We start from the raw sequence: 13,647 nt of genomic DNA, 5'->3' as shown, positions 1-13,647 counted from the left end.
AAGGGAGTTGCCCCCCGGAGGCGACGCGGGCGTTGCCCCTACCGCCGGATCCGGCGCTTGAGGTCCAGGGCGCTGAGCCCGCGATGGACGTTCAGCGTGTGCGGACCGCTCGTTCCGGGAGGGGAATCGGCCGCGACATGACCTACGGGTTCCTCGTGGTAGTCCGTGGTCGTCAAGGTCGTGATCCGCCGCAGGGTGATGGCCCCGCCGTAGGTGCGCGAGCAATCCTGGGCCGGGCGGATCCACATCCCGCCGTCACGAAACAGGCGGCCGGCAGGACGCGCGCTGCGCACGTCGGACACCACCGGGTTTCGAGGATGGGGGATCCACGGTCCGAAGGGGGAGTCGGCGTGAAAGAGGAGGAGGTCGGTCCATGGCTTGAGCTCCTCGCGGTATTCGCAGGCGAACATCCACCATCGACCGTCGATCTCGGCGAGCGTGGCATCCAGCAACATCGCCCCCTGCAGGATCACGCGGTCGAGCACCCACTCGAACGGCGCCCGGACCGCGCGGTAGAGTTCGAGTCGCCCCTCGAGGGCCATCTCCGGAAGGAGATACAGCTCGCCGCCGTACTCGAAGGTGAAGGGATAGGACAGGTGAAAGGGGCGCTGCAGCACCGTCGTCGGTTCGCCGACCGGACCGTCGGGCCCGACCTCGATGACCGACAGGTGCCCGATCCCTTCGGCAAAGAGCAGTTCCTCGAAGAGGAGGAAGTCGCGCCCGTCCACGCGTACGGGGAAGGGGTCGGCCCAGAAGCGATCACGGGAAGGAACGATCTCGCGATAGCGCGACGGGTCGCGCTCGGGAAGCGACGGCGTGGCCCCGCCTTCCGCGCCACGATGATAGGCCAGGACCCACTGGTCGCGCGTCGCCCGTCCGCGCAGGAGGTAGCGCGCGTAACGCCCCGTCAGGCGCAGCAGGGCGAGCGGAGTCCGCGGGGGGCGCGCGGCCGGCCGCTCGACGTTGGTGTCCGGCGCGTCGAGCGCGGTCCTCGCCTCCGCGTCGTCCATCTCCTTGGCCAGGGATCGCCCCAGACGGGCCAGCAGCGTCGTCGCGTGCCTGGCGGCGATGTCCCTCGTGCGGCCGACGGAAAACGGATGCGTATTGGTGACCGTCGCGACGGCGGTGTTGGGTGGGCGGCCCATGCCCGGCCAGCGTTGCAGCCGCACCCGAATCACGGGGTCCCCGCGCAGCACCTCACCCAGCCCGAACGCACCTCCTCCCTGCTGGTCCGTCTCGCCGAGAGCGAAGGCGACGGCGCCGCATGCGGCGAGGCCAGCGAGCGCCGAAGTCTCGACGTGGCCGGAGAGGTTCAGGATCACATCCAGCGGTCCCTCCTCCAGGGGGGAAGGGGCGGCGATCGTCGGCGGCGAGCTCGCGTCCCCGATGTGCAACGGCACCGTGCGCGCCTCGGCGGCGAGCGGACGCAGCGACGTGGGGGCGAACAACCCCTCGTCGGGATGAAATCGTGCCCGGTCGGCGGCCCGGTACAGCCGCTCGAGCAGGGAGGGAATCGGCTGCGGGCGCGAGGCAGGCGCGCCCCGGTTCGGTCCGGTCGATGTTCGAGTCAGCAGGACGGCGCCCACCGTCATCACGCCCGTGGTCACCGCCTCGCGAAGCGCGTCGGAGATCCAGCGCGGCTGCTCCCATGCGTCGATCACGAGGCCCAGGCGCACCTGACGGCCCGAGCCACGCGGGGTATCGGTGCGCCGGAGGATGCTCGCGTGGTCCATGGGGAGTGGTCTGGATATGCCGAGCCGTCGCGCGTCCGCCGCCGTGTGCCGCGGAAGCGCACTGGCGGCGCCACCAGCGCCGTCGTATGGTCGGTCGGCGTGAATGATCGTTTCGCGCACGGACGGAATCCAGCGCCGGCCCTCACCATCCGCAGGTGCACGGGACTTGCACGGGCACGAATCGACTACCACTTGACGGACCACATGCCGATTCGCGCTGCCAGGCGCCCCCCGACGCCGCCCCGCTGGGCGGCGACGCCGACATGACCACGCGGCGCCCTTCGATCCTCGAGGGGGCGGGTGGAAGGTGGGTGATCGACCCGACGCAGGCGCGCGGCGTGGCACTCGTGCTGGCGTTGGCGCACGCGCTCGCCGCCTGGCTGATGCGCACTCCCGGCCTGGGTTGGGGCGAGGATGACGCCGGCTACCTCTTGCTCGCCCAGGAGCTGCGCCACTTCTCCTACCGCGAGATCCAGGACGTGCTGGCGCCGATGCACGCGCGCTTCCCGCCGGTCTTCCCCCTCCTGCTGTCACTCGTGGGGGCGCCCTTCGGTGACCGGCTCGACGTCCTCCTCGCCTTCGTGGCGCTCTGCTCTGCCGCCGGCATCCTCTTCTTCTTCGAAGCGGCACGCCGGTTCGTCGGGGACGAGCTCGCGCTGCTGGTGTCGGCGCTCTACGCCCTCAATCCCGATACCCTGTGGGACGCGCAGAACCTGATGGCGGAGGCGCCATTCAAGCTCTTCGCCATGATGGCCCTGTGGGCGCTGTCACGCGAGCGCGACGGGGTGCGCTTCGCCGTGATTGCCGCCGGGGCGACCATCCTCGCCGCGCTGACGCGGACGGCGGGGGTCGTGTTCGTCGCCGCCCTGTTCGCGTACTGGGTCCTGTCGCGGCGGTATCGTTGGGCCTTCGTGTACGCGGCGGCGGCCACGGTGTTCGTCGGGGGGTGGATCGGCTTCGCGTTCACCGCCCCGAACCCCGACGACCACCGGCTGTACGTCGCCGACCTCGGGTTGAGGGGGCGCGACGCCCCGGAAGGGGTGTTGCACGCGATGGTCACGCGGCTGGTGCCGCGCATGCGTCGCTTCACCGTCATCTTCCCGTGGGTCCTCTCCCTCCCGACGGTCGCCGGCACCATCATCGACAACGTGTTGTGGCTGGCGGCGTTGCTGGTGTTCGGGATCACCGGATTCGCGGTCCTCGTGCGCCGATGGATGGCGGCGGCGCTCTGGCTCGCCTCCTACGTCATCCTGCTCATCGCCTGGCGGTACGCGCTCGAGCGGTTCGTGTCACCGATCGTGCCGCTGCTGTATCTGGTGTTGCTGACCGGCTGCGCGTGGTGGGGGGTGCGGCGCTTTCCGTCGCAGGGGCGCCTGGTGACGTACGCGCTGGCGTTGCTGCTGGCGGTGGGGACGTACCCGCGCGACGCCAAGCGGGCACGCCTCATGGCGGCGTGCGACCGCGCGCATCCCGAGGCGTCACCGACGTGCTGGCCGGCCGACCACCGCGAGTACCTCCAGCTGGCCCACTGGGTCCGCGACTCCGTGCCGCCGGATGCGATCATGCTGGTGTCCAAGGAACGTGCCTTCTACGTCCACTCGGGACACAAGTCCATCAACCAGAACCGCGCCCTCGAGGAGGATGCACGCTCGCTCGCACCCTACCTCCGCTCCCGCGACGTGCGCTACACGGCCGTGTCGCCGATCGGCGTGCGCGCCCGCGAGCATGCAGGGCTGATCGCCGAGTCCTGCCGGGACTTCGCGCTGGTGCGACGATTCTCGCAGCAGACGCTCCTCCTGCGCCTGCGCGCAGCGGACGAGGCTCCAGTCGACGACGGGACGTGCGCCGCGCTGCGCGCCGCCGTGCCGCCTCCCGACGACCGATGAGCCGATTGAGGAGCGCGTGATGCGCCGCACCATCGCGGCAGTCGCGCTCAGCATGGCCGTCGCGGCGATCGCAGTCGCCACCCTCCGCCCCGCCCCCCCGCCGACCATTCCCCTCCCGGTGCTCTGCCTGGTGTGCGGCGAGCTCGGCGGAGTCGACGTCGTCCTCAACGTGGCACTCTTCGTCCCGCTGGGGATCGCCCTCGTCGCGGCGGGCATGACGTGGCGGCGAGCCGCCCTGGTCGCCGCCGCACTGTCGTTCGGCATCGAGGCCACGCAATACGCGCTCATCACCGGCCGCGACGCCTCCCTCTCCGACCTCCTGACGAACACGACGGGCGGGACGCTGGGGGCGCTCATCGCCGCGCACTGGCGCCGTGTCATCGCCCCGGCGCCGCGCATCGCCCGTGCCGTCTCCCTCGTCGCCGCAGCGGTCACGTTAGGCATCCTGACGGCGACCGCCGCCCTCCTCCGCCCGGCGATCCCCCCCATGGGCATCTGGGGGCAGTGGACCCCGCAGAAGCTGCACTTCGAACCATACAGCGGGACCGTGCGCGACTTCCGGATCAACGGGATCGTCGTACCCTACGGCCTCGTCCCGCAGAGCGGGACCCTGCGGCAGCGTCTCCTCAGCGGGGCGACGCGCGCGCACGTGGAGTTCACGGCAGGGCGACCCCCCTCGCGCCTCTCGGCCATCGCGCGGGCCGGGAGCCGCTTCCAGGAAGTCATCCTCGTGGGGGCCGACGGCCGCGACCTGGTCTTCCGCACGCGCCTCGCCGCCCGGGACTGGCGGCTGCGCGCCCCGGGGATCGCCCTTCCAAACGTGCTGCCGCGAGAGGGCGAGCCCGTGGTGGCCGAAGCAGGGCTCCGCGACCGGCGCTGGTACGCGACCGTGATCACCGCGAAGGGGGGCGTGTACCGCAGCGTCCCGTTCGCGGTCTCGCTAGGGTGGACGTTCATCCTCCCCTTCGACCACGCCCTCGCGCCGCGAGACGCCTGGATCTCGGCACTCTGGCTGGCCGTCCTCGCCTTCCCCGCCAGCTACTGCGGGGCGCGCGGCGGGACGCCTCGCCCCCGACTGCGGACGCCACGCGACGGATTCAATGCCTGGTGGAAGGCGGCGATGCTCGTCCTCGCGCTCGGGCTGTTCACCATCCCGCGCCTGGCGCACTTTTCGGCGGCCGGGCCGCTGGAATGGCTCGGCCTCGCCGTGGGAGGGATCGCCGGGGCGCTGCTGGCCGCCCCGCTGGACCGGCTCGCGGAGGAGAAGGAGCCACTCTGAAACACCACCTGCGATGACCGACCCATACGCCGTACCGAGCGCACCGGGGAGCGACGAGTCCGTCGCGAGCGCCATCGCCCGCGCCCGCCGGGCGCAACCGGAGTGGGCGGCGCGCCCGGTGGCCGGACGCGCGCGATGCCTGGAACGGTTCCGCCAGCTGCTGTATGCACGGCGCGCCGAGGTGGCGGCGGTCATCTCGGCCGAGAACGGGAAGCCGGCGCCGGAGGCGACGATGACCGAGGTGGCGACCACCCTCGACATGGCGCGCTACTACGCCCGCCTCGCCCCCGAGGCTCTCGCACCTCGCACCCTCACCTCCGCCTCGCTCGCGCTCTGGCGCAAGCGGTTCATCGTCACCAGTGAACCGTACGGGACGGTCGGCGTCATCTCGCCGTGGAACTATCCCTTCCTGCTCCCGGCGGGCGTCCTGCTGCCCGCCCTGGCGGCCGGGAATGCCGTTCTCTTCAAGCCGTCGGAGCTGACCCCCTCCACCGGGGCGCTCCTGGCCGAGCTGCTGCACGCGGCGGGCGTCCCCAACGATGTGTTGCAGGTGTTGCAGGGCGACGGGAGCGTCGGGGCGGCGCTCACGCGTGGCGACGTCGACAAGGTCTTCTTCACGGGCTCGGTGGGCACCGGGCGGCAGGTGGCCCATGCCTGTGCCGAGCGCCTCGTCCCATGCGCCCTGGAACTGGGGGGGAGCGACCCCGCCCTGGTGCTCGAGGACGCCGACCTGGAGCATGCCGCGAGCGGGATCACCTGGGGGCGCTTCACCAACAGCGGCCAGACGTGCGTCGCCCCCAAGCGAGTCTTCGTGGTCGGGGACGCGTACGCAGGATTCGTGGCGGCCATGGAGCGCCGCCTGTCGGCGTTGCGGCTGGGCGAGCCCGGAGAGGGCCCCTACGACCTCGGCCCGCTGATCCATCCGTCGCAGCACGCCGTCCTGGCGAGGCAGCGTGACGAGGCGACCGGGCGCGGGGCGCGTGCCGTGACCGCCTCCGCACGGGGCGGCGAGGTTGCGCCTGACGGCATGGCCGCCGGCCATTTCCTCCCCACCCTCCTCCTCGACGTCCCGGCCGACGCGCGCGTCCTGCGCGAGGAGACGTTCGGCCCGCTCCTCCCGATCGTGCGGGTGCGCGACGACGACGAGGCAATCGCCCTCGCCAACGCCACCCCCTTCGGCCTGAGCGCGAGCGTGTGGAGCCGCAACCGGCGCCGCGCACGCGACGTGGCGGCCCGCCTCGAGGCGGGGACGGTCGTGATCAACGACGTCACCCTCGTGGCCGGTGTGGCCGAGGTCCCGCATGGCGGCGTCAAGGAGAGCGGAAGCGCGCGGGCGCACGGGATCGCGGGGTTGGAGGAGTGCGTCCGGACCCGCACCGTGGTCGACGACTACTTTACCGGCTGGCGGCAGGGGTGGTGGTTCGGCTATGGCGCCGAGGCCCCGGCGCGGAGCGACGCGTATGTGCGCCTCGCGCACGGTCGGTCGCTGCGCGAGCGCCTGTCGGGGGTCGGCCGGGTCCTGGCGCTCCTGTTTCGTCCCGAGCGCCCGGTCTGACGGCGACGCTCGTCGCCGGCTGCGCCGCACGACGCGCTTGAAGCGCCCCTCCCCATCGGCGAGAATTCACCGTGCCCTCGTTCCTCCTCCTCCTGGAGCGCATCCGACTGATGCTCGGCGCCGCCTTCCTCGCCATCGGCGTCGCCCTGGCGGTGATCTGCGCCGTGGACTGGCTGGTGCGCACGCGCCGCCTCAATCCCTTCGGCCCCGTCGCGCGCTTCTTCCGCCAGAGCGTGGAGCCGCTGATGGCCCCGGTGGAGCGCCAGATCGTGCGCGCCGGCGGCGTCCCCTCGACGGCGCCGTGGTGGGCACTCGGGGTGGCGGTCATCGGGGGGATCGTCTTCCTCAGCCTGTTCGACTTCGTGCGCCAGCAGGCCGCGGGCTTCTACTTCGCCTCCCAGAACGGGTCGCGCGGCGTCGTGCGGATGCTCATCGGCTGGACGTTCGAGATCCTCCGGCTGGCGCTGATCGTCCGCGTGATCGCGTCGTGGGTGCGGGTCTCGCCCTACTCGCGGTGGGTCCGCTGGTCGTACACACTGTCGGAGCCGATCCTGCGGCCGTTGCGGCAGGTGGTGCCGACCCTGGGGATGATCGACGTCACCCCGATCATCGCCTACCTGCTGCTGGGGCTTCTCGAGGGATTCGTGATGGGGATGACGTGAGCGCGGTCACGGTGGAGGCACGTCCCGGGGGGGTACGTTTCCCGGTGCGCGTGCAACCTCGCGCCTCGCGGACCGAAGTCGCGGGAACGCAGCAGGGAGCGCTGAAGGTGCGGCTCCAGGCGCCGCCGGTGGACGGGGCGGCCAACGAGGCCCTCGTGGACTTTCTCGCCGAATCGTTAGGTGTCCCGCGCCGGCAGGTGCGCATCGTGTCGGGCGCGACCGCGCGCACCAAGGTCGTGGAGGTGACGGGGGTCGACGTCGACGCCGTCATGCGGCTCGAGGCAGGGAGCTAGCGGCCGATGTTCCTCCTGATGGGGCAGGACGAGGCGCTGCTCGAGGGGATGGCCCAGCTCCTGGCGGGCGCCGGTCACGGAGTGCGGGTAGCGCGATCGCTGGACGAAGCCGAGGAGCTGGCGCGGCAGCGCGCCCCGCTCCTCATCGTGGTCGATCGCACGACGGTCAGCGCCGACGGCGGCGAGCGCCTCTCGCGGCTCCCTCTCGCTCCGGGCGGGGCGTTCGTGATGTACCGGACGACGAACGACCAAGGCCCGAACCTCGCCTTGGCGCACGGCATCGCGCGACAGACGCTGGCCGACTTGTCCCTTCCGCTCGAGCGCCAGCGCCTGGCCGCGCTGGCCCAGTACGTCAACGCGAGGGCGCGCGGGAGCGGTCGGTTCCGGTACGAGCCGCCGCCGGAGCGTCGGGCGCCCTAGGCGCCGGTAACCTTGCCCAGAATGGACGAGGGCGCTATTCCTCCATGCAGGCCGTGTGCGCACCTGCGTGCGTGACGCGGCACCGACAACCGAAGGTTCGTGGCGATTTCCCGGCAACTTGCGGCCACGTTAAACAATCCGCTAAAGCGCCCGCCCGGCGCATCCATGCCCCGGGCTTTTTTCTTGTCGAGGATCTCCGTGCCTGACTCGTTCAACGTTGCGCGTCTCCCGCTCCGGTCGGCGTACCTGGATGCCCTGTCCCGTGGGGTGCTGGTGTTCGACGGCGCGATGGGGACGAGCATCCAGCGCTTCCACCTGTCGGCCGAGGATTTCGGCGGGAAGGCGCTGGAAGGGTGCAACGACCACCTGGTGCTCACGCGCCCCGACGTGATTCGCGGCATTCACGAGTCGTTCCTGGCGGTGGGGTGCGACGTGGTGGAGACGTGCACCTTCCAGTCGACGCCACGCCGGCTGGCCGAGTGGGGGCTCCTGGACAAGGCGCGCGAGATCAACGTCGCCGCGGCGCGTCTGGCGCGCGAGGCGTGCGACCGGCATGCGACGCCGGAACGGCCTCGCTTCGTGGCGGCGTCGATCGGGCCGACGGGGATGCTGCCCTCGAGCAGCGACCCGGCGCTGTCGAACGTGACGTTCGATGCGTTGAGCGAGGATTTCTACCTGCAAGCGAAGTACCTGGTCGAGGGGGGCGTGGACCTGCTGCTCGTGGAGACGTCGCAGGACATGCTCGAGGTGAAGGCGGCCCTGGCGGGCTTCGCGCGCCTCTTTCGCGAACTGGGGTATAGGGTGCCGGTTCAGGCGCAGGTCACGCTGGACACCAGCGGGCGGATGCTGCTGGGGACGGATGTTGCGAGCGCGATGACGACGCTCGAGGCGTTGGGGGCGGACGTGATCGGGCTCAACTGCTCCACCGGCCCCGAACACATGCGCGAGCCGGTGCGCTACCTGGCGGAGCATGCGTCGCGCCCGGTCTCGGTGATTCCCAACGCGGGATTGCCGGTGAACACGGGGACGGGAGATGCGGTGTACCCGTTGGAACCGGCGCCGATGGCGGCGATGCTCGGGGAGTTCGTGCGGGACTTCGGGGTGCGGATCGTGGGGGGGTGCTGCGGGACGACCCCGGAGCACCTGCGGGCCATCTGCGAGGTGGTGGATGGGCTGGGGGTGCGGGGGGCCCCCCCCAATGAACACGCTACCAGCGCCCCCGACCGTCGGCGTGACCATTCCCTTCCCCGCCGGACCACCCCGTTGCACCGCCCGCACCACGCCGTCCCCCGCGCCTCCTCGGCGATGCGGGCCATCACCCTGCACCAGTCGCCCCCGCCTCTCCTGGTCGGCGAGCGCGTCAACGCCCAGGGGTCGCGCAAGGTCAAGCGCTTGCTCCTGGCGGACGACTACGAGGGAATCGTCGAGGTGGCGCGGGAGCAGGCGGAGTCGGGGGCCCACGTGCTCGACATCTGCGTCGCGCTCACCGAGCGCGCCGACGAGGCCGAGCAGATGGCCAGGGTGGCGAAGCTCCTGTCGATGTCGGTCGAGCTCCCCCTCATGATCGACTCCACCGAGGCACCCGTCATCGAGGCAGCCCTCGCGCACATCCCGGGGCGCGCGATCATCAACTCCATCAACATGGAGAACGGGCGCACGCGCATCGACAGCGTCGTCCCGCTCGCCATCACGCACGGCGCCGCGCTCGTCGCCCTCACCATCGACCAGGCCGGGATGGCCCGCACCCGCGAGCGCAAGCTCGAGGTGGCGCGCGCCATCCACGACATCGTGGTGGGCGAGTACGGACTGCAGCCGTCGGACCTCATCTTCGATGCCCTGACCTTCACCCTGGCCACCGGCGACGCCGAGTGGATCGACTCGGCGCACGAGACGATCGAGGGGATCCGTCTCATCAAGCGCGAGCTCCCGGGTGTCCTCACGATCCTCGGCGTCTCCAACGTGAGCTTCGGCCTGGCGCCGGCGGCGCGTGCGGTGCTCAACTCGGTCTTCCTGCATCACTGCGTGCAGGCGGGGCTCGACGCCGCGATCGTGAACCCGGCGCACGTCACGCCGTACGCCGAGATCTCGGCGGAAGAGCGCGCCTTGGCGGACGATCTCGTGTTCAACCGGCGGCCGGATGCACTGCAGCGGTTCATCGAGCAGTTCGCCGGGACGGGAGACGGGGGACGGGAGACGGGCGTGGCGCTTCGCGCCGATCCGACGGAGGCGATGGTGCCGGCGGAGCGGGTGCATTGGATGGTGGTGCACCGCAAGAAGGAGGGGATCGAGGGCGCGCTGGACGCGGCGGGAGTGCGCGAGGATCCGGTGCGCGTGCTCAACGAGGTCCTCCTCCCGGCAATGAAGGAGGTGGGAGACAAGTTCGGCGCCGGGGAGTTGATCCTCCCCTTCGTGCTGCAGTCGGCGGAGGTGATGAAGCGGGCCGTGAAGCACCTCGAGCAGTTCCTCGAGAAGCAGGAGGGATACACCAAGGGGCGGGTGGTGCTGGCGACCGTATACGGCGACGTGCACGACATCGGGAAGTCGCTGGTCAACACGATCCTCTCCAACAACGGCTACACGGTCTACGACCTGGGGAAGCAGGTCCCCGTCAACACCATCATCGAGAAGGCGGTCGAGGTCAACGCGGACGCCATCGGGCTCTCGGCGCTCCTGGTGAGCACGTCGAAGCAGATGCCGCTCTGCGTGCAGGAGCTCGACCGGCGCGGGTTGCAGCTCCCGGTGCTCATCGGCGGGGCGGCGATCAACCGGCGCTTCGGGCGGCGCGCGCTCTTCGTGGATGGCGAGCGAGCGTACGACGCGGGCGTCTTCTATTGCAAGGATGCGTTCGAGGGGTTGGAGACGATGGACCGGCTGCAGGATCCGGTGCAGCGCCAGGGCTTCGTGGCCGGCATGCTGGACGACGCGCGGAACGACGTCTTCCTGCATTCCGGGGTCGGAAAGGACGTGTCGCGGGGCGAGGCGGGCGGGGAGCGCAGCGCGGTCCGCGCCGACAACGCGGTCCCCGGCGCGCCGTTCCTCGGGACGCGCATCCTGCGCGACATCCCGCTGGGCGAGGTCCTGGCGCTCCTCGACCTCGACGAACTGTATCGCCTCCAGTGGGGCGGGCGCGGCTCGGGCGAGAAGTTCGAGCACGCGGTCCGCACCGAGTTCGAGCCCACGCGCCGGCGGCTCGAGGCCGAGGCCGCGCGCGACGGATGGCTGGCCCCTCAGGCGGCGTACGGTTTCTTCCCGGTGCAGTCCGCGGGGAACGAGGTGATCGTGTACGACCCGGACGCGTATGATGCCGATGGGGGGACGCTGCGCGAGGTGGCGCGCTTCCACTTCCCCCGGCAGGAAGGGCGCGAGCGGCTCTGCCTGGCCGACTACTTCCGCCCCGTCGAGTCGGGGGAGGTGGACGTGATCGGGCTGCAGATCGTGACCGTGGGCGATGCCGCCACCCGGCGCTTCGAGGAGCTGCAGGCACTCGGCGAGTATGCCGAGGCGTTCTACGTGCACGGGATCGCGGTGGAAGCCGCAGAAGCGACGGCGGAGTGGATGCACCGCCGCATCCGCGCGGAGCTCGGCCTCCCCCCGGGGCAGGGGAAGCGCTACTCGTGGGGCTACGGCGCCTGTCCCGACCTGGACGACCACGAGACGGTGTTCGCGCTCCTCCCCGCCGAGTCGTTAGGCATGTCGCGAACCGTCGCCCACCAGCTCATTCCCGAGCAGTCCACCGCCGCACTCGTCGTCCACCATCCCGAGGCGAGGTACTACGCCGTCCGGGGCGACGGCGGGAGCGAGCGTCGCGCCACGGCGGCGGAGGGCACGCCGTGACCTCGCGCGCCGAGCTCCGCCAGCGCCTCGTCGACCCCGACACCGTCGTCGTCTTCGACGGCGCCATGGGGACGATGCTGTACGCGCGCGGCGTCTTCATCAACCAGTGCTACGACGAGCTCTCGCTGCGTGCCCCCGACCTGGTGCGGGGGATCCACGACGAGTACGTGCGCGCCGGCGCCGAGGTGCTCGAGACCAACTCGTTCGGCGCCAACCGCTTCAAGCTCGCCCACTTCGGCCTGGCGCACGAGGTGGGGGCCATCAACCGCGCCGCCGCGCGCATCGCGCGCGAGGCGGCCGGCGACTCCGCGCTCGTGGCCGGCGCCGTCGGCCCGTTGGGCGTCCGCCTCGAGCCATACGGCCCCACCAGCTTCGCCGAGGCCCGCGAGGCCTTCGAGGAGCAGGTCGCGGCGCTCCGCGACGGCGGCGCCGACTGCATCATCCTCGAGACCTTCGCCGACCTCGAGGAAGTCACCCAGGCCGTGCGCGCAGCGCGCGCGGTGGCCCCCGAGCTCCCGCTCATCGCCCAGATGACGGTCGACGTCGACGGGGTCACGGTCTTCGGCGCGACCCCCGAGGATGTCGCACGCGCGCTCGATGCGCTGGGCGCCGACGTCGTCGGCCTCAACTGCTCGGTGGGGCCGCAGATCATCCTCGAGGCGCTCGAGAAGATGGCCGCGGTCACGCGCCGCAAGCTGAGCGCCATGCCTAACGCCGGGATGCCACGCGAGGTCGGCGGGCGCAAGATGTACATGGCAAGCCCGGAGTACATGGCCACCTACGCCCGTCACCTGTTGCAGGCCGGCGCCAAGGTGATCGGCGGCTGCTGCGGAACCACGCCAGCGCACATCCGGGCGATGGTGGAGGGGATCCGGCCGCTGGTGCCGCGGCTCGCCGCCGCGCGGCGGACGGAGGCTGGCGGGGGGGACGGGACCCCGGCGACGGGGAGCGGGAGCGCGCGCGCCGTGGGCGAGCGCGAGGGGGTGCCGCGGCACGTGGGGGTGGAGCCCGTTCCGCTGGCGCAGCGCTCCCGGTGGGGGGAGAAGCTCGCCACCGGGACGTTCGTCACCTCGGTCGAGATCGTCCCGCCGCGCGGCGTGGATGCCTCCCGGATGCTCGACGACGTGCGCACCCTCGCGACGGCCGGCGTCGACGCGGTGAACGTCCCCGATGGCCCGCGCGCCCAGAGCCGCATGGGGGCCATGATGACGTCGCTCCTCATCGAGCAGCAGGTCGGCATCGAGACCGTCTGCCACTATGCCTGTCGTGACCGCAACCTGCTCGGGATGCTGTCGGACCTGCTGGGAGGGGCGGCGATGGGGCTGCGCAACCTCCTCGTCATCACCGGCGACCCGCCCAAGATGGGCCCCTACCCCGACGCCACCGCCGTCTTCGACATCGACAGCATCGGGCTCACGAACCTCGTCCGGAGCCTCAACCACGGGCTGGACCCGGGCGGCCACCCCATCGGGGCTCCCACGCGATACGTGATCGGCGTCGGGGTGAACCCCGCCGCCATCGACCCGGTGCTGGAAGGTCGCCGCTTTGCCTACAAGGTCGAAGCAGGCGCCGAGTTCGCCATCACGCAGCCGGTGTTCGACCCGCGGCAACTCGAGCGCTTCCTGCGCGACGTACGGGAGACGCGCATCCCCATCGTCGCCGGCATCTGGCCCCTGGTCTCGCTGCGCAACGCCGAATTCCTCGCCAACGAGGTTCCCGGCGTGGTGATTCCCGACGAGATCCTGGCGCGCATGCGACGTGCGCACGAGCAGTCGGCCGACCACGCGCTGGCCGAGGGGATCGCGATCGCGCGCGAGATGCTGGCCCTCGTGCGGGGGGAGGTGCAGGGGGTGCAGGTCTCGGCGCCGTTCGGGAAGGTCGCGCTGGCGCTCGACGTGATTCGGGGCTGATCTCGGCTGCAGGCGCGAGGCACGGAGGCCTTCGCGCCGGCCCCCGTGCCGGGCAAGGATATTGCGTAGAGGTGC

At 71.4% G+C, this 13,647-nt stretch carries 9 protein-coding genes and 1 other annotated feature; of the genes, 8 read left to right on the top strand and 1 reads right to left on the bottom strand.

The annotated features are described in order from the left end of the window. Positions 1-38: 38 nt before the first annotated feature. Positions 39-1,733: a hypothetical protein gene (locus ABS52_10955; protein ID ODT03116.1), complete on the bottom strand. Its 1,695-nt coding sequence runs from the start codon at positions 1,731-1,733 to the stop codon at positions 39-41. A gap of 311 nt (positions 1,734-2,044) precedes the next feature. On the opposite strand from ABS52_10955, the gene ABS52_10950 reads away from it, so the two are divergent. The 8 genes from ABS52_10950 to ABS52_10915 all read left to right on the top strand — a co-directional run bounded on the left by ABS52_10950 (position 2,045) and on the right by ABS52_10915 (position 13,572). Next, positions 2,045-3,619: a hypothetical protein gene (locus ABS52_10950; protein ID ODT03115.1), complete on the top strand. Its 1,575-nt coding sequence runs from the start codon at positions 2,045-2,047 to the stop codon at positions 3,617-3,619. 19 nt (positions 3,620-3,638) lie between these two features. Further along, positions 3,639-4,898: a hypothetical protein gene (locus ABS52_10945; GenBank protein ID ODT03114.1), complete on the top strand. Its 1,260-nt coding sequence runs from the start codon at positions 3,639-3,641 to the stop codon at positions 4,896-4,898. A 13-nt stretch (positions 4,899-4,911) separates the two neighbouring features. Beyond that, on the top strand, positions 4,912-6,453 hold the full coding sequence (locus ABS52_10940; GenBank protein ODT03113.1) for a hypothetical protein: 1,542 nt from the start codon (positions 4,912-4,914) through the stop codon (positions 6,451-6,453). Positions 6,454-6,878: 425 nt separating this feature from the next. Then, entirely contained in the window at positions 6,879-7,115 is a 237-nt protein-coding gene (locus tag ABS52_10935; GenBank protein ID ODT03142.1) for a hypothetical protein, read from the top strand. After that, positions 7,112-7,408: a hypothetical protein gene (locus ABS52_10930; GenBank protein ID ODT03112.1), complete on the top strand. Its 297-nt coding sequence runs from the start codon at positions 7,112-7,114 to the stop codon at positions 7,406-7,408. The genes ABS52_10935 and ABS52_10930 overlap by 4 nt, the downstream gene beginning before the upstream one ends. 6 nt (positions 7,409-7,414) lie before the next feature. After that, entirely contained in the window at positions 7,415-7,828 is a 414-nt protein-coding gene (locus ABS52_10925; protein ID ODT03111.1) for a hypothetical protein, read from the top strand. 89 nt (positions 7,829-7,917) lie between these two features. Beyond that, positions 7,918-7,994 (top strand) — a binding site (SAM riboswitch). 122 nt (positions 7,995-8,116) lie between these two features. Further along, positions 8,117-11,662, top strand: coding sequence for a methionine synthase (locus ABS52_10920; GenBank protein ODT03141.1), 3,546 nt, complete (start codon positions 8,117-8,119; stop codon positions 11,660-11,662). Next, positions 11,659-13,572: a bifunctional homocysteine S-methyltransferase/methylenetetrahydrofolate reductase gene (locus ABS52_10915; GenBank protein ODT03110.1), complete on the top strand. Its 1,914-nt coding sequence runs from the start codon at positions 11,659-11,661 to the stop codon at positions 13,570-13,572. The genes ABS52_10920 and ABS52_10915 overlap by 4 nt, the downstream gene beginning before the upstream one ends. Positions 13,573-13,647 lie beyond the last annotated feature (75 nt).

It is taken from the genome of Gemmatimonadetes bacterium SCN 70-22, from assembly GCA_001724275.1.
Classification (GTDB): domain Bacteria; phylum Gemmatimonadota; class Gemmatimonadetes; order Gemmatimonadales; family Gemmatimonadaceae; genus SCN-70-22.
This window is presented reverse-complemented; position numbering and strand designations above follow the sequence as displayed.